Origin of the sequence: Rhizobium sp. R693 (assembly GCF_002211315.1) — a bacterium.
Lineage (GTDB): Bacteria > Pseudomonadota > Alphaproteobacteria > Rhizobiales > Rhizobiaceae > Rhizobium.
Window position 1 is genome coordinate 52904 of the sequence record NZ_LOKY01000023.1, and the last position, 18773, is coordinate 71676.

General features: G+C 60.9%; 21 protein-coding genes. 10 read left to right on the forward strand and 11 right to left on the reverse strand.

Annotated features, from left to right (window positions below; genetic code table 11):
* Positions 1-2: 2 nt before the first annotated feature.
* Genes sdhA through sdhC form a run of 3 tightly spaced genes read right to left on the reverse strand, consistent with a single transcriptional unit; the run spans position 3 to position 2639 of the window.
* Positions 3-1844 (reverse strand): succinate dehydrogenase flavoprotein subunit, encoded by a 1842-nt coding sequence (gene sdhA / locus ATY79_RS17925; protein WP_088692950.1) that lies wholly within the window; start codon positions 1842-1844, stop codon positions 3-5.
* Between the two features lie 7 nt (positions 1845-1851).
* Positions 1852-2232, reverse strand: coding sequence for a succinate dehydrogenase, hydrophobic membrane anchor protein (gene sdhD, locus ATY79_RS17930; protein ID WP_088692951.1), 381 nt, complete (start codon positions 2230-2232; stop codon positions 1852-1854).
* 11 nt (positions 2233-2243) lie between these two features.
* Positions 2244-2639 (reverse strand): succinate dehydrogenase, cytochrome b556 subunit, encoded by a 396-nt coding sequence (sdhC, locus tag ATY79_RS17935; RefSeq protein WP_088692952.1) that lies wholly within the window; start codon positions 2637-2639, stop codon positions 2244-2246.
* Between the two features lie 312 nt (positions 2640-2951).
* Here sdhC and ATY79_RS17940 point away from each other — a divergent pair, with 312 nt between their 5' ends.
* Positions 2952-3479 (forward strand): hypothetical protein, encoded by a 528-nt coding sequence (locus ATY79_RS17940; RefSeq protein WP_088692953.1) that lies wholly within the window; start codon positions 2952-2954, stop codon positions 3477-3479.
* Here the strand turns inward: ATY79_RS17940 and ATY79_RS17945 are convergent.
* The 5 genes from ATY79_RS17945 to tsaD are packed head-to-tail and all read right to left on the reverse strand — an operon-like array spanning position 3469 to position 6939.
* Entirely contained in the window at positions 3469-4116 is a 648-nt protein-coding gene (locus ATY79_RS17945; RefSeq protein ID WP_088704537.1) for a methyltransferase, read from the reverse strand. The genes ATY79_RS17940 and ATY79_RS17945 overlap by 11 nt on opposite strands.
* Before the next feature lie 7 nt (positions 4117-4123).
* On the reverse strand, positions 4124-4555 hold the full coding sequence (locus ATY79_RS17950) for an EVE domain-containing protein (RefSeq protein ID WP_088693229.1): 432 nt from the start codon (positions 4553-4555) through the stop codon (positions 4124-4126).
* Positions 4556-4557: 2 nt separating this feature from the next.
* Complete coding sequence (locus ATY79_RS17955) at positions 4558-4851, reverse strand: YciI-like protein (protein ID WP_088692955.1); 294 nt, start codon at positions 4849-4851, stop codon at positions 4558-4560.
* Between the two features lie 10 nt (positions 4852-4861).
* Entirely contained in the window at positions 4862-5845 is a 984-nt protein-coding gene (locus ATY79_RS17960) for an NAD(P)H-dependent glycerol-3-phosphate dehydrogenase (RefSeq protein ID WP_088692956.1), read from the reverse strand.
* The gene (tsaD, locus tag ATY79_RS17965; RefSeq protein ID WP_088692957.1) at positions 5842-6939 is read right to left on the reverse strand and encodes a tRNA (adenosine(37)-N6)-threonylcarbamoyltransferase complex transferase subunit TsaD; all 1098 of its coding nucleotides are present in this window, start codon (positions 6937-6939) and stop codon (positions 5842-5844) included. Before tsaD ends, ATY79_RS17960 begins: the two co-directional genes overlap by 4 nt.
* Before the next feature lie 73 nt (positions 6940-7012).
* Between tsaD and hemC the strand changes: the two genes are divergently transcribed.
* The 7 genes from hemC to ATY79_RS18000 all read left to right on the forward strand — a co-directional run bounded on the left by hemC (position 7013) and on the right by ATY79_RS18000 (position 13457).
* Positions 7013-7942, forward strand: a complete 930-nt coding sequence (gene hemC, locus ATY79_RS17970) for a hydroxymethylbilane synthase (RefSeq protein WP_088692958.1) — start codon at positions 7013-7015, stop codon at positions 7940-7942.
* 7 nt (positions 7943-7949) lie between these two features.
* Complete coding sequence (locus tag ATY79_RS17975; protein WP_088692959.1) at positions 7950-8657, forward strand: uroporphyrinogen-III synthase; 708 nt, start codon at positions 7950-7952, stop codon at positions 8655-8657.
* An 89-nt stretch (positions 8658-8746) separates the two neighbouring features.
* Positions 8747-9976: a COG4223 family protein gene (locus ATY79_RS17980; protein WP_088692960.1), complete on the forward strand. Its 1230-nt coding sequence runs from the start codon at positions 8747-8749 to the stop codon at positions 9974-9976.
* A 3-nt stretch (positions 9977-9979) separates the two neighbouring features.
* Entirely contained in the window at positions 9980-11572 is a 1593-nt protein-coding gene (locus ATY79_RS17985) for a heme biosynthesis protein HemY (RefSeq protein WP_088704538.1), read from the forward strand.
* Between the two features lie 15 nt (positions 11573-11587).
* Positions 11588-12073, forward strand: a complete 486-nt coding sequence (locus ATY79_RS17990) for a TerB family tellurite resistance protein (protein ID WP_088692962.1) — start codon at positions 11588-11590, stop codon at positions 12071-12073.
* Positions 12063-12821, forward strand: coding sequence for a glutamine amidotransferase (locus ATY79_RS17995; RefSeq protein ID WP_088692963.1), 759 nt, complete (start codon positions 12063-12065; stop codon positions 12819-12821). The genes ATY79_RS17990 and ATY79_RS17995 overlap by 11 nt, the downstream gene beginning before the upstream one ends.
* Before the next feature lie 150 nt (positions 12822-12971).
* Positions 12972-13457, forward strand: a complete 486-nt coding sequence (locus ATY79_RS18000) for a RidA family protein (protein ID WP_088692964.1) — start codon at positions 12972-12974, stop codon at positions 13455-13457.
* 6 nt (positions 13458-13463) lie between these two features.
* On the opposite strand, the gene ATY79_RS18005 is transcribed toward ATY79_RS18000, so the two are convergent.
* Positions 13464-14711 (reverse strand): MFS transporter, encoded by a 1248-nt coding sequence (locus ATY79_RS18005; RefSeq protein WP_088692965.1) that lies wholly within the window; start codon positions 14709-14711, stop codon positions 13464-13466.
* Between the two features lie 139 nt (positions 14712-14850).
* Between ATY79_RS18005 and ATY79_RS18010 the strand changes: the two genes are divergently transcribed.
* On the forward strand, positions 14851-15141 hold the full coding sequence (locus tag ATY79_RS18010; protein WP_016556606.1) for a YggT family protein: 291 nt from the start codon (positions 14851-14853) through the stop codon (positions 15139-15141).
* Positions 15138-15452 (forward strand): DUF167 domain-containing protein, encoded by a 315-nt coding sequence (locus ATY79_RS18015; protein ID WP_088692966.1) that lies wholly within the window; start codon positions 15138-15140, stop codon positions 15450-15452. The genes ATY79_RS18010 and ATY79_RS18015 overlap by 4 nt, the downstream gene beginning before the upstream one ends.
* Here ATY79_RS18015 and ppa read toward each other — a convergent pair whose 3' ends face one another.
* Together ppa and ATY79_RS18025 are read right to left on the reverse strand one after the other, a co-directional pair.
* The gene (gene ppa / locus ATY79_RS18020) at positions 15453-15989 is read right to left on the reverse strand and encodes an inorganic diphosphatase (protein ID WP_088692967.1); all 537 of its coding nucleotides are present in this window, start codon (positions 15987-15989) and stop codon (positions 15453-15455) included. It lies immediately after the preceding gene.
* Between the two features lie 112 nt (positions 15990-16101).
* Positions 16102-18753 (reverse strand): AMP-binding protein, encoded by a 2652-nt coding sequence (locus tag ATY79_RS18025; protein ID WP_088704539.1) that lies wholly within the window; start codon positions 18751-18753, stop codon positions 16102-16104.
* Positions 18754-18773 lie beyond the last annotated feature (20 nt).

An 18773-nucleotide genomic window follows, 5' to 3' on the forward strand; every position in this document is an offset into this window, starting at 1 on the left:
TCTTAGTACACGCGAGCCTTGGGCGCGATCTTCTTGGGATCGATACCCTCTGCGATGAGCTCGGTGTGCACCGGGCGGTAGTCGAGCTTGACGTCGCCTGACTCGTTGACCCAGGCGAGCGTGTGCTTGCGCCAGTTGACGTCGTCGCGGCCAGCGAATGCGCCTTCCGTGTAGTCTTCGCGGGCGTGAGAACCGCGGCTCTCCTTGCGGGCTTCGGCGCCGTAGATCGTGGTGATGGCGTTGGCCATCAGGTTCTGCAGTTCCAGTGTCTCGACGAGGTCGGAATTCCAGATCATCGAGCGGTCGGTGACCTTGATGTCACGCATCTCCTGCCAGATGGCCGAAATGCGCTTGCAGCCCGATTCCAGCGATTCCTGCGTACGGAACACGGCGGCGTCTTCCTGCATGGCGCGCTGCATTTTCTCGCGTAGCACGGCTGTCGGCGTGCCGCCGCTGGCGTTACGCAGGCTGTCGAAGCGATCCATGATCTTGTCGCAGGCAGCGACGTTCAGATGCGGCACCGGTGCCGCGCGGTCGATGACCTCGCCGGCGCGGATCGCGGCCGCCCGACCGAAGACCACGAGGTCGATCAGCGAGTTGGAGCCGAGGCGGTTGGCGCCGTGCACCGAGGCGCAACCAGCTTCACCGACCGCCATCAGGCCGGGGATGATGCGTTCCGGATTGGAGCTGTCGGCGTTCAGCACTTCGCCCCAATAGTTCGTGGGAATGCCACCCATGTTGTAGTGAACGGTCGGCAGCACCGGGATCGGCTCTCGCGTCACGTCGACGCCGGCGAAGATCTTCGCGCTCTCGGAAATCCCCGGCAGGCGCTCGTGCAGAACGGCCGGATCGAGATGGTCGAGATGCAGGAAGATGTGGTCCTTGTTCTTGCCAACGCCGCGGCCTTCGCGGATCTCAAGCGTCATGCAGCGCGAAACGACGTCGCGCGAGGCAAGATCCTTGGCCGAAGGGGCGTAGCGTTCCATGAAGCGCTCGCCCTCGGAATTCACGAGGTAACCACCTTCGCCACGCGCGCCTTCGGTGATCAGACAGCCGGAGCCGTAGATGCCGGTCGGGTGGAACTGCACGAATTCCATGTCCTGCAGGGGCAGCCCGGCACGTGCCACCATGCCGCCACCATCGCCGGTGCAGGTGTGCGCCGACGTCGCCGAGAAGTAGGCGCGGCCATAGCCACCGGTCGCCAGCACTACCATCTTGGCGGCGAAGCGATGGATCGTGCCGTCATCGAGGCACCAGGCGACGACGCCGGTGCAGCGGCTACCGTCATCCGACATGATCAGGTCGAGCGCGAAATACTCGATGAAGAACTCGGCGTTGTTGCGCAGCGACTGGCCATAGAGCGTGTGCAGGATGGCGTGGCCGGTACGGTCGGCAACGGCGCAGGTGCGCTGGACCGGCGGGCCTTCGCCGAAGTTCTGCATGTGGCCGCCGAACGGGCGCTGGTAGATCTTGCCTTCCTCGTTACGCGAGAAGGGAACGCCGTAGTGCTCAAGCTCATAGACCGCCTTCGGCGCTTCCATGGTGAGATACTGCATGGCGTCGACGTCGCCGAGCCAGTCGGAACCCTTGACGGTGTCGTAGAGGTGCCACTGCCAGCTGTCCGGCGTCATGTTCTGCAGCGAGGCGGCGATGCCTCCCTGGGCCGCGACCGTGTGCGAGCGGGTCGGGAATACCTTGGTGATGCAGGCGGTGCGGAAACCCTGTTCGGCCATCCCAAGCGTGGCGCGAAGGCCAGCGCCGCCAGCGCCAACGACGATCACATCATACGAGTGATCAACGTACTTGTAGGCCTTCCCATTCTGAGCGGGTGAAGTCGGTGCCATGATACGGTTATCCTACGAATGCAATTTTCAGAATGGCGAAGAGACAGAGCCCCGCCATCAGGATCGAAAAGAAGGTGTTCAGCATCAACAGGCCGATCTTGGCGAATTCGCCGTGAACGTAGTCCTCGATGATGACCTGCATGCCGAGCCGCATGTGGATGACGCCGGAAACGACCATCAAGCCCATGATAACCGCAACGAGCGGGTTCGACAGCGCGTGAACCACGTCGGCGTATGGCTCGCCTGCGTGAACGATCATGAAGATGATGAAGAAGAGAAAAAGCGGCACATTGGCAACCGCCGTGACGCGCTGGCGCCAGAAATGATCGGTTCCTTCCTTGGCCGAGCCAAGGCCGCGAACCTTACCCAGAGGGGTGCGCATATCCATGAGAACAACCTTCAGAAACGAATAAGGAAGCCGATCACCCAGACCAGCACGGTCAGACAGAGCGATATGACGATGGAAGCCTGGGCCATCTTGGTCGAGACTTCTTTGTCGAAGCCGTAGCCGAGATCCCAGACGAAGTGACGGAAGCCACCAACCATATGGTGCAGCAATGCCCAGGTATAACCGAGCAGTACGAGCTTGCCGACGATACTGCCGAGGATCCAATTGACCCAATCATAGTAGGCCTGGCCAGTCGCAGCCGCGATCAGCCACCAGGCGACCAGCAGCGTGCCCACGTAGAGTGCGCCACCGGTGATACGGTGAACGATCGACATGATCATGGTGGGGATTGGTTTGTAAATTTGCAAATGCGGCGACAGGGGCCGATTATTTGTCACATTCGCCATCAGAACCTCGCGGCGTCTTCTCTGCGCTCCTACATGCGGGAGCATTCAAGGCGACCACACGAATGACAAATTTGTTTGTGTGCGTCGCATCAATGGCGACGTTTAATCACGTAAGCCCCTAACGACAAGTATAATTGCACCCCCAATTTAATTTAATCGATTTGCGTCTCTGGGTGGCGCGAACTGTGCTTGACGCCCCGGCTGGTGCTCGATGCAGGCGGCACGCTGCGACGTCTTCTGGACAACGGACGACTTTTGGCGCATTTTGCTGTTAACGCTTTGTTAACCATCTCATTTTCGGAGATTCGCGCGATGCTGAAAATCATCTCCACGCTCGTGTCCCTCGCAGCTGCCGCTTTGATCGCGCTGCCGACCTCGGCGGACGATTTCGGCAGGAATTCGTTCTTTCGCCACGGTGGCAAGGGATTCATGAGGCACCATGCGCCTACAATCGTCGGGCGTCCCTTTCGTGGATGGAACGATGGACGCATCCGTTTCTCGGATGGATACGGTGGGCCCGGCCATCGCCCCGGTTACACGCCTCTGATCAAGCGCGCTTCATTTCCGTATCGCGGCAGCAATGGCTATGGATATGGCTATGGCGGACGCAATGTCATCGTCCTCGTTCAACCACCGCAGGGCGGAGGCGTCAGCGGCACCTATGCGGGCTCGTCGTACGCCTACGATACCAATGGTGGGACGTATGTGACCGCTAGTGGCTATAGTTTCCCTGGTTCCAGACCAAGCGTAGCGCTTGCGCCAATGGCCAAGGTGATCGACGTCACGACAAAGAGCAGCAGTTGCTCTTACGAGGCCGGCGTCTGTGTGATCAGGCCGTGAAACGCCAAACGGTCGTTTTCTTCACCTCGCTGTCTTCAAGCGCCCGGGTGACCGGAACCTGATAGACCGCGCAGAATTCCAGGTTCTCCTTGGGAAGGTAACTGCGTCCCGGGTCGCCGATCAGGACGGCGAGGCCCTGGCGGCTGAGCGTCTCGAACCATGGAATGATGGAAGAGGCAAAATCGCTGTCGTAGAAGACATCGCCGGCGAGCAGAATATCGGTCTCGACCTTGCCGCCGATCAAATCGGCACCGGTGAAGTCCACCTCGACCTTGTTCAGGCCAGCATTCAGCCGCACAGCGGTCTCGGTCCACGGATCGATATCGGCAGCAACGACTTTGGCCGCTCCCGCCATCTTTGCCGCAATCGCCACGAGGCCGGAACCTGTGGCGAAATCAAGAACGCGCTTGCCGGCAACGATATCAGGATTGTCGAGTATGTACCGCGCCAAACCCTGACCGCCCGCCCAGGCGAACGCCCAGAAGGGCGGCGGCAGGCCGATTTCCGCCAGCTCCTCTTCCGTTTTCAGCCACAGGTCATGGGCTTCGTCCGCCAAGTGCAATCGAATTTCCGGCACATGCGGCGGCGTCATCACGCTGGTATTAGCGCGGATGAAGATTTCGGGATCGGTTTTCAACGACTGCTCAGCGGGGTGGATTGTCGAGGCCGCCCAAGCGGCAGATCTCCAGATACTCCTCATCCGTTACCGGCTGCACCGACAGGCGCATGGAGGTGACGAGCGACATCTTGGCGAACTTTTCGTTGGCCTTGATGTCCTTCAATGAAACCGGCTTGGGCACGTCGCAGACGGCACGTATATCGACACAGTCCCAGCGGTCGTCGCCCTTGGCGGTCGAGTCCGGATGCGACAGAGCGCAGACCTCGACGATACCGACGATCTCGAGACCCTCATTGGAGTGGTAGAAAAACCCCTTGTCGCCCAGCTGCATCGCCCGCATGTTGTTGCGGGCAAGATAGTTCCGGACACCGGTCCATTCCGTGCCCTTCTCGCCGGCCGCCTTTTGCTGCTCCCAGGACCAGGCAGACGGTTCAGATTTGTAGAGCCAATGCGCCACGCTCATGCCTCCGGATTGTTGAAGACCCAATTGAAGGGCTTGATGTCGACGCTCTCGAAAAGCCCGGCCTTGGTGTAGGGATCGTTGTCCGCCAGCGCTTTGGCTGCTTCGATCGTATCGGCATGAATGATGACGAGGCTGCCGCACGGCTTGCCCTCGCCATCGAGAAACGGTCCGGCCATCTTCAGCACACCCTCGGCATTGAGCTTGTTGAGATGTTCCACGTGGGCGGGCCGTGCCTCCATGCGGACATTGAGGTGATCGGGCTTATCCTTGCAGAGGAGAGCAAAAAGCATATCGGAACTCCTATTCAGTCGTAATCGGACGCGTCATGAGCTGATCGATGGCTTCGGCAATACCGAGCTTACCTTCGATGATAGCCGAAACTGCATCGGTAATCGGCATGCTGACGTTGAGCGACTGCGCCAGACGTGACGCCACTGCTGCCGCAAAAGCGCCCTCGACGAGGTCGCCATGGGCGGGATTGACGGTCTCGCCGCGACCGAGCGCAATGCCGAAGCGCAGGTTGCGCGACTGATGGCTGGTCGCCGTCAACACTAGGTCGCCGAGGCCAGAGAGCCCTCGCACCGTATCCGCCTGCCCGCCTTTGGCGACGACAAAGCGCGACATTTCGGCAAGTCCGCGCGCAATCAGCGCCGCTCGTGCAGAGTCGCCGATACCGGCCCCCTCGACGATGCCGCAGGCAATCGCCAAAACGTTCTTCAGCGCTCCGCCGAGCTGGACGCCGATCCGGTCAGACGAGGCATAGAGCCGGAACGTCCGCCCGGAAATCGCATGGGCCAGCCTTTCGGCGACATCCATATCCGCCGCGGCGATTGCCATCGCCGTCGGCAATCCCTTCGCGATATCGGCAGCAAAGCCGGGTCCGGACAACACAGCGATCGCGTGGCCGGGTATTTCGCGCTCCAGCATGTCGGTCAGCAGGTTGCCGGTTGCCCGCTCGATGCCCTTGGCACAGGTGACAACAATGGCATTGCTTGCGAGATAAGGCTGGTACTGCCTCGCTGCGTCCGCTTGCGCCTGCGAGGGCATCGCGAAGAGCACGATGTCGGCATCACCGATCGCGTCCGGTTCGGCGGAAAAGTCTAGCGACTCCGGCAACGCAATGCCCGGCAAGGCGGCGCCATGCCGATGCTCGGCCTTCAGGTCGGCGATCAGCTCCGGGTCTCGGCCGATAAGCGTTACCGCATTGCTCTCCGTCAGGGCAATCACTGCGGCAAGCGCCGTTCCGAAAGCTCCAGCTCCGACGACGGCAATCTTTTCGCTCATGCTTTCGCTCCACGCTTGCCGAAGCCAAGCAACGTCTCGGCATTGGAATCCAGTGGCCAGCGCGAGCGCGGCTGCACATCGAGGTCATCCGGCTCGACGTCGGTTGCCATTCGCTCCAGACCTGCCCAGGCAATCATCACAGCGTTATCCGTGCACAAATGCAGCGGCGGCGCTACGAAACGAAAGCCATGCTTGTCGCACAGCGACTGCAAGGTACTGCGAACCTCCAGATTGGCCGCGACCCCACCGGCAACCACCAGGGCCGGTCCGCCTTCGACATTTCGGAACTCCGCCTTGAAGCGCGCGAGCCCGCGACCGATGCGATCCTTCAGCGTTCGTGAGATCGCCTTCTGGAAGGAGGCGCAGATGTCCGCGACATCCTGCTCGGTCAATGGCGCGATCTCGGTTGCCGCCTGACGCACGGCTGTCTTCAGACCGGAAAACGAGAAATTGAGCTTCGCCTCCCCGACCAGAGGTCGCGGAAAATTGAAGCGGTCCGGGTTACCGCTCTTGGCCGCGCGCTCAACCGCCGGCCCGCCAGGATAAGGCAAGCTCAGCAATTTCGCCGTCTTGTCGAAGGCTTCGCCGAGCGCATCGTCGATCGTCGTACCCCAACGCTCGTATTGCCCGACGCCGCGCACGAGAATAAGCTGGGTGTGGCCGCCGGACACGAGTAGCATCAGGTAGGGAAATGCAAGCCCATCCGTCAGCCGCGCCGTCAACGCGTGCCCTTCGAGGTGGTTGACGGCATAGAGCGGTTTTCCGGACGCCTTGGCGATCGCCTTACCGGTCATCAGGCCGACGAGCAGGCCACCGATAAGGCCCGGCCCCGAGGTTGCCGCGATGGCATCGATATCGGAGAGCGACACATTGGCGCGTTTCAAGGCTTCATCGATCAGCGTGTCGAGAGCCTCGACATGGGCGCGGGCGGCGATCTCGGGTACAACACCGCCATAAGCGCTGTGCTCCTCGAGCTGGCTCAAGACGACGTCCGAACGCACCGTCGGCTGCCCGTCGACAGCTCGCTCGACCACTGCCGCTGCGGTTTCGTCGCAGCTTGTTTCGATGCCGAGGATGCGTAGAAAGGGCGCCATGAAACCTGATCGTTGATTGCGATGGGTCTTAAACCTGTTTACGAGGAACTCCGGTAACAACGGATCAATGCGGATGCAAACAAAACCTTTCCGGATCGGCACTCGAGGCAGCCCGCTGGCGCTCGCTCAGGCTCACGAAGCACGTGACAGGCTGATGGCGGCGCATGGGCTGCCGGAAGAGATGTTCGAAGTCGTCGTGCTGAGCACCAAGGGCGATCGTATCACCGACCGCTCACTGGCCGAGATCGGCGGCAAGGGACTTTTCACGGAAGAGTTGGAGCAGCAGCTTGCGAGCGGCGACCTCGACATTGCCGTGCATTCCGCCAAGGACATGCCGACACAGCTTCCCGAGGGGCTCTGTCTGTCCGCCTACCTGCCGCGCGAGGATGTCCGCGACGCGGTGATCGGGCGCACAGCGCCAAAGCTGATCGACCTGCCTCATGGCGCGACTGTCGGCTCCTCGTCGCTTCGCCGCCAGGCGCTGATCCGCCGGATGCGTCCTGATATCAACGTCATTACCTTCCGTGGCCTCGTCGATACGCGGCTTAGAAAGCTGCAGGAAGGCCAGGTCGATGCGACGCTGCTTGCGCTCGCCGGATTGAAACGGCTCGGCAAGGTCGAGGTGATAACCGATATCCTCGCCGCGGAAACCTTTCCGCCCGCACCCGCTCAAGGTGCGATCTGCATAGAAAGCCGTATTGGTGATGCCCGCATCGACGCGCTCCTTGCTCCCATCAATGATACCGCAACCTTCGATGCCGTTTCCTGCGAGCGGGCCTTCCTCGCCGCCTTGGACGGCTCCTGCCGCACGCCGATCGCCGGTTACGCCGTCTGCGAAGGTGACCAGGTGCGCTTCTCTGGTTTGATCATCACGCCGGACGGCCGTAACCAGCATGCCGTTACCGTCGATGGCCACAGGCGCGATGCGGCGGCATTGGGAACCCGTGCCGGGCAGGAGATCCGCGCGCGCGCCGGCAGCAGCTTCTTCGACGACTGGAGTTGATGTCTCGATGCGCGTGCTCGTGACCCGTCCTCGACATTCGGGCGAGCGCACCGCCAGGCGTCTTCGCGACCTGGGACACGAACCGATATTGCTGCCCCTGTCACGACCGGTTCACGATGCAAATGCGGCGTTGCGCGGTTTGCGTATGACCAAGGGCACTATCGCGATCACCAGCGCCGAAGCGATCAGGGCACTCGCAAAGCCTGACGTCGAGCTAGCTACCCATCTCAAACGCCCGGTCTTTGCGGTCGGGGATGCGACGGCCGAAGAAGCGCGAGCGATCGGTTTTATCTCCGTCACGGCATCGGGCGGCAGCGGCACCGAGCTTGCCGAGACGATCGCGAAAAAGGCAGGCGGCCCGGTTCTCTATCTCGCCGGCTCGCCGAGAGCGGAGACCTTCGAGAAGCGCGCGCACGAAATCGGCCTGAAGATCACCGTCTCGGAATGCTACCGGATGGAGCCGACACCGATCGCCCCACAAACGCTGGACACGATCTTTGAGCAGCAACCGCCGGATGCAATCCTCTTTTATTCACGCCAAACAGCCGAAAATTTCTTCCGCGCGGCCGAAGTGCGGATGCGGTCAGGCCGGACAGATGGAATACGTCTTCTCTGCCTCAGCAAATCGGTTGCCGAAGGGGTCCCGGCATCGCTGCGGGGCACCGTCAGCATCGCTGTGATGCCGGAGGAGAGCAGCCTTTTGTCGCTCCTTTGAACGCCTTGTGCGCCCAAATTTTATCTAACCTCTTTTCTTGACTGGCATCACTGACTAGTTTCGTTGCAATGCATAAGTAAGAGGATCTCATGGCACCAGGAAATCCGCCTCGCCACTCGAAGAACACCGAAGAGCCGGTCACAATCGATCTGGATACGCAGGAATTTGCTTCTGCCAAGGATACCGAAACGAAAGCCGAGGAGCCGACTGGCGCATCGGATGTGAGCCCTGCGGATGAGCCTCCGGCGCAACCCGAATTGACCAGCGAGCCGTTGCCTAACGAAACGCCAAAGGCTGCTGCCGAACCCGAGCTCGCGACGAATGAGTCGGTTTTGCCAGCGTCGCCCGCCCCGCAGCGCAGCAACACATCGGGCCTGATCGCCGCCGGTATTGTCGGCGGCTTGATCGCGCTTGTCGGTGCAGGCGCCATTCAATATGCGGGCTACCTGCCGGGTTCGTCCACGCCCGAGACACCATCCGCCGAGATCGCCAATTTCTCCGCCGAGATCGACGGCCTCAAGCAATCGGTCGCCAATCTCGCCGCTACCCCCGCTACGTCCGATAACGGTGCGCTGGAACAGCGCATTGCAGCGTTGGAGGCGACGGCAAAGACCTCGCCCGCTGTGCCCGCCGACACAACCTCGGTCGACGCTCTCAATCAGAAGATTGCCGACCTGACCGCCCAGATCGATCAGTTGCGTGGCGCCGTCACGCAAGCCTCGGAGCAAAAAACCTCCAATAACGCGGATATCGAGCAACGTCTGGCTGAAGCGGAAAAGAAGCTCAACGAACCGCGGCAGGACGTCGCCGTCGCCAAGGCCATCGCCGCCGCCGCGTTGAAGGCGGCGATCGATCGCGGCGGGCCGTTCGTTGCCGAGCTCGACACCTTTGCGGGGGTCTCGCCCGATGATCCTGCCACCGCGGATCTGCGCAATTTCGCGGAGACCGGCGTTCCCTCGCGCGCCGAGCTTGTCCGACAGGTGCCGGACGTCGCAACGGCTATCGTCGATTCCATCAATCAGACCGATGCCAACCAGAGTTGGTCCGACCGGTTGATGGCGAGCGCCAAGTCGCTGGTGACGGTCCGCCCCGTTGGTAACATTGAGGGTGAGAGCGTCGAGGCGATCGCCGCACGCATGGAAGACAAGGTGAAGAATGGCGACTTGCCGGGCGCCGCAGCCGAATGGGCCGATCTGCCGGCTCAGGCGAAACAGGCATCCGCCGCCTTCAAGCAATCGCTGGAAGCCCGCATCCGCGTCGAGGATCTCGTGGGCAGTGCCCTATCCAAGGCCGTTTCCAATGCCGGCAAGGAGGGCTGAGGCATGATCAGGCTCGTCATATTCGCCGTCCTCGTCCTCGTACTTGGCTATGGATTTTCTTGGCTGGCCGATCGCCCGGGCGATCTTTCATTGATCTGGGAAGGGCAACTCTACCAAACCCGTCTGATCGTGGCCGCAAGCGCCCTGATCGCACTCATTGCGGTCGTGATGATCCTGTGGTGGCTGCTGCGGACAATCTGGAATTCGCCCTATTCGGTTAGCCGCTATTTTCGTGCCCGCAAGCGCGATCGCGGCTATCAGGCGCTGTCGACCGGCCTGATTGCAGCAGGCGCCGGCAATGCACTGTTGGCCCGCAAGATGGCCGCCCGCTCGCGCGGCTTGATTCGCGCCGACCAGGAGCCACTGATCGCGCTCCTCGAGGCACAGGCCGCGTTGATCGAGGGCCGTCACGACGAAGCCCGCGCCAAGTTCGAAGAGATGACCAACGATCCGGAAACTCGTGAACTGGGTTTGCGCGGCCTGTATCTCGAAGCCAAGCGGCTGGGCGCCAATGAGGCCGCGCGCCAATATGCGGAAAAGGCCGCGGACAACGCACCCTATTTGCAGTGGGCCGCCCAGGCAACGCTCGAGTATCGCAGTCAGGCCGGTCGCTGGGATGATGCGATCCGCCTGCTGGAGCAGCAAAAGGCGGGTCGTGTCATCGAAAAGGCCGAGGCTGACAGGCTTCGTGCCGTTTTGCTGACGGCTCGCGCCACCGAGAAACTCGAGAGCGATCCGGCAGGCGCGCGCGATGATGCCACGTATGCCCTCAAGCTCGCCGCCGACTTCGAACCCGCCGCAATCATCGCCGCCAAGGCGCTGTTCCGCGAAGACAAGCTGCGCAAGGCGGCATCCGTCCTTGAACAGGCGTGGAAGTCCGCGCCGCACCCGGACATCGGCCGCACCTATGTTCGCGCCCGCAGCGGCGATTCTGCTGCCGACCGCCTCAAGCGCGCCGAGCGTCTGGAGGGAATGCGGCCAAACAACGTCGAATCCCTGCTTCTCGTGGCGCAGGCCGCTCTCGACACTCAGGATTTTGCCAAGGCCCGCGCCAAGGCGGAAGCCGCTGCCCGTATCGAGCCACGCGAAGCCGCCTTCCTGCTGCTGGCCGATATCGAGGAGGCCGAAACCGGCGATCAGGGCCGCATTCGCCATTGGCTAGCGCAGGCGCTCAAGGCGCCGCGCGATCCGGCATGGGTGGCGGATGGCTTCGTTTCCGACAAATGGTTACCGCTCTCGCCGGTCACCGGTCGATTGGATGCCTTTGTCTGGAAGGCACCGTTCGACCATGTCGATAAGACGGTCGATGAGAGCACAACGATCTCCATCGACAGCGCATTGAAAACACTGCCGCCCGTCCGCGATGGTCGCACCGAACGCATGGCCAGCGATCACCGCATCATCGAACTGGAGCGAGCTGCCACGATAGCCGAGGCAGTGCGTCCATCTTCGAAACCGCCGGCGCCCAGCAAGCAAGCGGCGGACGCAGCAACTTCACCCGAACCGCGCCCCTTCTTTGGCGGCCTGCCGGACGATCCCGGTGTTCGCAATCCAGCGGCAGAGCCAGAACCCAAGACACGGCTTCGCCTTTTCTAGACAAACAGGATCTAAATGTTCGAACGCTTCCAGGAATTCTTTCAGAATCTGACTTCCGACAATGCAAAGAAAGGTTTCGCGCCCGACGATCCACGCATCGCGGTGGCCGCGCTCTGCATGCAGGTCATGGAGGCGGACGGGCAGGTCAAGGACAGCGAGACAAAGCGGCTTCGCAAGCTGCTGAAAGACCAGTACGGGCTCGACCGCAAGCAACTCGATGCACTGATGGCCGCTGGCCAGGAGGCGGAAAGCGATGCTGTCGACTACTACCGCTTCACCTCGGATCTCAAGCGCCACCTCAACACGGAACAGAGGCTCGAACTGATCGGGATCCTCTGGGACATCGTGTATGCCGATGGCGAGCGCAGCGAGATGGAGGATGACGCGATCTGGCGCATCGCCGAACTTCTCGGTGTTTCCGCGCGCGAGCGGATCCAGAAGCGGCAGGAAGCAGCCCGCCGAGTCACAGACGTCGAGGTGGTACAGGACGATGCCGACTGACCGCTTGCCAGAGCCCGGCCAACCTCCGGTCCTGATTGTTCTGCATCAGGAGCACTCGAGCCCTGGCCGGGTCGGTCAACTGCTGGTCGAGAAGGGGTATCGGCTCGATATCCGGCGCCCGGTTCTTGGCGATAAGCTTCCCTCGACGCTTGCCGAACATGCGGGCGCCGTCGTCTTCGGCGGACCAATGAGCGCCAATGATACGGATGATTTCGTCAAGACGGAGATCAATTGGCTCGATGTGCCGCTAAGGGAAAAACGCCCGCTGCTCGGCATCTGCCTTGGCGCACAGATGCTGGTCAGGCAACTCGGCGGCAAGGTTCAGGCGAATGCCGATGGTTCCACCGAGATCGGTTGGTATCCGCTACGCCCGACCGAGAAAGGCCGTCTGCTGATGCACTGGCCGAGGATGGTTTATCATTTTCACCGCGAAGGCTTTGACCTGCCGCATGGCGCGGAGTTGCTGGCGGAAGGCGACACCTATCCCAATCAGGCCTTTCGCTATGACGGCCATGCCTGGGGTCTGCAGTTCCATGCCGAGCTGACACGCGCGATGATGCACCGCTGGGTGGTTCATGGCGCGCATCGCTTCATCCTTCCGAACGCGCAGCAGGGTCGCGAACATCTGGAAGGGCGCATGCTATTCGACGCGCCGCTGAAAGCATGGTTGAACGAGTTCCTCGATATTGTTTTCGAGGGCAAGACGTCCAAATCCTTCGCAACATCCAAAGCCGCCCTTCCCGCTTAGCAACGTGCGCCCTGCACCGCGTCGTGCTAGAATCGCATGCACTGCCACTCTGGCGATACTCACCAGCAAGAATGCGTTCCGATCCGAGATGAGATCTTGGAATTGCCGTGCCCGAACAGTGACGACCAAAGCTATTTCCGGAGGAGTTCCATGGCTAACTACGAGCAGAGACTTGCCGCGATGGGATTGGTTCTACCGCAACCCCTGAAACTGCCTTCCAACATGGTCCTTCCATTTCCCTGGGTGAATGTGCGCGGCAATCGCGCATTCGTGTCCGGCCATGGTCCGCAAAATACCGATGGCACGCCCGCCGGCCCGTTTGGAGCCGTCGGCGAGAACATCTCCATTGAGGAGGCCAAGGCATCTGCTCGGAAAGTAGCTCTTTCCATGTTGGGCAGCCTGAAGCGGGAGTTGGGCAGTCTCGATCGCATTACCGGTTGGTGCCGCGTGTTCGGTATGGTGAATTGCGCGCCGCGCTTTGCCAATCCGCCAGCCGTAATCAACGGTTTCACCGAACTGATCATTGAGGTGTTCGGACCGGAGGTTGGCAGTCACTCCCGATCCGCGATCGGCGTTGCCGGTCTGCCGCTGAACTTTCCAGTCGAAATCGAAGCGGAGCTCATCGTCTCTACCTGAAGGCCGTTACACCGGCTCTCGGCGCTCCGGCGCAGCAAGCGTGTCGATTCTGCGCAGCTTCGGGAAGCTCGTTGCCCAGATCGCCGCCACGGCAAGTGTTCCGATGCCGCCGATGACAACAGCAGGCACGGCACCGAAAATGGAAGCCATCGTGCCCGCTCGAAATTCGCCGAGTTCGTTGGAAGCACCCACGAAGACCATGTTGACGGCATTGACCCGGCCACGCAATTCGTCCGGCGTCCAAAGGGCGATCAGGCTCTCCCGCACATAGACGGATATCATATCGGCCGCACCCATGATGGCCAGAGCTGCGATTGACAGTTCCGTGCTGGTCGAGAACCCGAATACGATCGTGCCGATGCCGAACAGGGCGACGCCGATGAACATCGCAATGCCCGCACTATGCTTGAGGGGATAGGCAGCGAGAAAAATCGCCATGGCGATCGCGCCGACGCCCGGCGCCGAGCGTAGTAGGCCGAGCCCCCAGGGGCCGAGCGTCAGGATATCGCGCGCGAAGATCGGCATCAGTGCCGTCGCCCCACCAAGCAGCACCGCGAAGAGATCGAGCGAGATGGCGCCGAGCACGACTTTTTCGACACGGATGAAGCGGAAGCCACCGAGGATCATATCCCAGCTCTTGGCTTCGCCGGTCGTCTTCTGCGGCGGCTTGGGGATCATATAGAGCAGTGCGGCGCCAAGGGCGGCGAAGACGACAGCGACGGTGTAAGCCGCATGCGGGCTGACGCCATAGAGGAGACCACCAAGAACGGGCCCTGTGATCGCCGCGAGCTGCCACGAAGACGAATTCCAGGCGATGGCATTCGACAAATCCTGCGGCGGCACCAGGTTCGGCGCCAGCGATTGCACTGCGGGCGACATGAAGGCGCGCTCGATGCCGAAAACCAGCAGAACGGCAAATACAGGTAACGGCGAGAACGTGCCCGTTATCGTCATCAACAGCAGGGCCAGCGTACACAAGGCGCTGACGAGCGAGCAGATGGCGGCGATCACACGTCGGTTATGCCGGTCGGCAACGGACCCCGTAACAAGAATCAGGACCAGCGACGGCAGAAATTGCACGAGGCCAATCAGGCCGAGATAGATCGCGCTGCCAGTCTGGTCGTACATCTGCCAGCCAACCGCGACACTGACGATCTGCTGCGAAAAGGATAGGAGAAATCGCGCGAAAAAGAACCGGGTGTAAGACGGATGCCGGAACGCGGCAAAACGATCTCCGGTTGGCGAAAAGGACATGGAAGTTTTCCAGGACAACAAGCCAGACGCCAACGCACGACGCCGCTGTTAAACATGATTTACAATGCGTTTCGAGAGAGCACTTGCCCGTTTAGTCGCCAATGTCTACATGTCTGTCAACAACGAACTGGAGACGGCAATGCTTGCGCTTTTTCAAACCATTGATTTGGCGTTGAATCTCTACACTTGGGTGCTGATCGCCAGCGCCATCTTTTCTTGGCTGTACGCGTTCAACGTAATCAACTCCAGCAATCAGTTCGTCAATTCGGTCGGCATGTTCCTCTACAACGTGACCGAACCGCTGCTGCGACCGATCCGCCGCGTGCTGCCGAACCTCGGCGGCATCGATATCTCGCCAATCATCCTGCTGCTGATCATCTTCTTCGTGCGCTCGCTGATGTGGAATTCGATCTTCCCGCTGGTGGCATGAACTGGCCCTGGGCCGCATTCACCGACCATATAGCTCTGACGGTTCGTTTGACGCCAAATGGCGGACGCGATGCAATCGACAGCGTGGAGACGGACGCCGAGGGCAAGCCCCACCTCAAAGTCAGAGTGACTGCCGTTCCTGAGAAGGGCAAGGCGAACAAGGCGTTGGTAACACTGCTGGCCAAGTCGCTTGGCGTCGCAAAGTCGTCGGTCAGCCTCGCCTCAGGCGAAACCTCGCGTAAAAAAATCCTCCGGATCGATGGCGACCCGGAGGATTTGATCAGGAAACTGAAAGCCCTTATCGAGAACTGATCAGGCCTTGTCCTTCTTGTAGCGTTCGATCGCCTCAAGGATCAGCTGTCCGGCTTCCTTTGAGTCACCCCAACCGTAGATCTTCACCCACTTGCCGGGCTCGAGATCCTTATAGTGTTCGAAGAAGTGCTCGATCTGCTTCAGCGTGATCTCCGGAAGATCGGTGTGGTCCTTCACCTTCTCATAGCGCAGCGTCAGCTTTGGCGACGGCACGGCGATGATCTTCTCGTCCTTGCCGGAATTGTCTTCCATCTTGAGAACGCCGATCGGGCGCACGTTGATAACGCAGCCCGGAACCAGCGGACGCGTGCTGGCGATCAGGACGTCGATCGGATCGCCGTCTTCGGAAAGCGTGTGCGGCACGAAGCCGTAATTGCCCGGATAGGTCATCGGCGTATAGAGGAAACGATCGACAACGAGCGTACCGGCTTCCTTGTCCATCTCGTACTTGATCGGGTGGCCGCCAACGGGCACCTCAACGATTACGTTGACATCTTCCGGCGGGTTCTTGCCGATGGAAATCGCGTCAATGCGCATAGAGCTTCCCTCTAAGGTTAAGTCGATGGTTGCCAGATACTGGGAATCATCCCGCAACGCAACACGCCAGTGCGGATTTCAGGTCCGCCTGCGGGCGTCGACAAGCCACCCCTCAAGACGACACACGACTTCCGTGTTGGTCGTGAGCAAGGGTCGTGCCGGACCCGAGCAGCGTCACTTGTTGGCTCAAGGGAATGTGGCGGAGGTGACGACCGAGTTGCCTCAGCCCTTTCCACAAGTGGTGGCCAAGCATCATTCGACGCTGCAGCCGGTAGGTAAGTATGCCGGTCACCAAGCCGGATGCTACCGAGATCGCGACCGGCAGCGGCGCCGTGAAGGTCTCGGGATTACCGGTATCAAACAAGGCTTCAGGCAGGATGCGATGCAGCAGGTAGATGTGATAGCTCGCGGTTGCGATCGAAACGAGGACGGCAGCCAGCGGCGCCGGCAGCCTCACCCGAGGCAGATAGAGAAGTACCGCAAGCACCGGCACCTGCATGCTGTAAAGGATCCATGAACCCGCCCAGTTTCCGCCTGTATAGGCCATGAGCGGCATGACCACGCATCCAGCGGCGATTACGGCAAGCCGTCTTCCCGCGGAATTCGCAAAAGCCGTGCACCATCCGAAAACCGCAAGGTGCAGCACCCAGGCAAGAGTGAATATCTGCCTTTGGCCAACTGGCCAAAGCGCTGGGATAACAAAGTGTGCGAGCACTGCAAGAGCCAGCAGCAGCATGCCGAAGCGGAACGGATCCTTCCCGGCGAAACGCCGAACGGGCGGCACGACAAACAGAGCGCCCCAAAGCAGCAACAACTGCGCAAAGGCTTCCACGAACCAGTAAAGATAAGGCAGCATCTCGTGCCGCTCTGGCTGCGCGAAGCCGAGGTTTCCAACAAGAAACACGGAGGCCCACGGCATTGCGCCCCAGGCAATACTGAAACCGAAAATGACCAGGTAGTAGGGCCAGAGAACGAGACCAAGCGGTCGCAAAAAGCGCCTGAGGTCACCGGCGAAAAGCGCACGGGATTGAAAGCGTGCGAGCCCGTATCCGCACAGCACGAGCATTGTTCCGGCACCACCCGGAATGGGCCACGGCGTCGCATGGTGCAGCACGACCAATAGAATGGCGATCGATTTCAAGAGAATATCGCTGGCGATCGTTCGCTGGGCGCTCGTCGAATGCGATCGAGCCGAAAGAGCACCGACACTCATCTTTTCCCAACCATCCGGTACCGTGCCGAGCAGCCGCTCGAGACCGACCGTAAGCTCGAGATAACGCAGCGAATCTCCGCCAAGCTCTGCAAAGCTGTCCTGGGGCGACACTTGCTGGGGGAAAAACACCTCGCGAAACAGGCTGATGACCGTTGCTTTCGCGCGCGCCGGCTCCTCTTCCATGCGCAAGCGGAGTTGTTCGTAGTCGATCTTGCCGTTGGTCAGCCGTGGCAGTTCCTTAGTGGCGATTGCGCGCACCTGCGGCAAGCCGATACCCGCAAGCACCGCCAGCGCCTCACGAACGTCTTCCTCAGCTTGCGGACCCGCAAAGGCCACAAGCAGTTGCTGGTCATTGCCAACGACAGCGGCTGTAATACCCTTCACAGCCAGCGCCGTTTCCAACGCATCGTGACCGAGACGGACACCGCCAATCTTAGACATCCGTCGCAGGCGGCCCGTGATTCGAAACAGCCCGTTCTTATCGTGCGTGGCCAGATCGCCGGTCCGAAGCTCCTCGATATCAGCGCCCCCCGCCAGATCTTGGCGCGTCTCGGCGTAACCGAGCATCACGTTTGGTCCGCGATAGACGAGTTCACCGGCAATATCCGAGCCCGTGATCCTCATGCCCTCGTCGTCAACCAACCACAGTTCACCGCCCGGCACCGCAACCCCGATCCGATCAGCACTCCCTGGCAGGTGCTCAGGGGGGACATAGGCAATTCGCGCCGTGGCCTCTGTCTGCCCGTACATCGCAAAGAAGCGCTGTCCTTCGCCCTGCAGCCAGCCATGATAGCGTCGGACGGTCTCCGGCTCCATGCGTCCTCCGGCAACTGTCATGAAGCGAAGATCAGGATAGCTCTGTTCGCGAAATCCACGTTGCTCCAGAAGCTCGTAGGAATGCGGAACACCTGCGAAATTCGTGCATCGCGCCGCCCGGAAATCATCCAGGAATGTCGGCTCGAGGACCGATGTCCCGGGCATCCAGACGGCGGCACCGACCGCTAGGTGGGAATTGAGCACCGACAATCCGTAGGAGTAATGAAGCGGCAGGACCAGCGCGCCGATATCGCCCGCGTGCAGGCCAAGATAGCCGGCGATCTGCTCTGCATTGGCGGCGACGGCCGTCTTCGACAGTCTCACGGCCTTGCCGCTGCCCGTGCTGCCTGATGTTACCAGCATCAGGGCGAGGTCAGGATGCACGGCCGCGTCACTGGAACTGTGGTTTGCTTCCATCAACCGCCAGCGCCTGCCTTCGCGGCGGTAGACGATCTCAGGCGCAAATCGCTCCATGAAGGACGACCACGCCATGCCATCCTCGGGCGGCAGCAACGCGACGGCGTGCCCGCCAGCAAAGGCTGCGAGATAGGCAATGATCGAATGCTCGGATTGTGCGGCCTCGATCGCGACGAGTTTCTTGCTCGTGCCCAACGCACCGCTTAGCGACGCAACACGATCGGCGAGTTCACTGTACGTGATTGCAGGTCGAAACGGCAGCAACAGGGCCGGCCTATCGCCCATGCGGTCGATACGCGTCCAAAAGCCGTCCAACATACTTGTTCCCCCACGCGGAT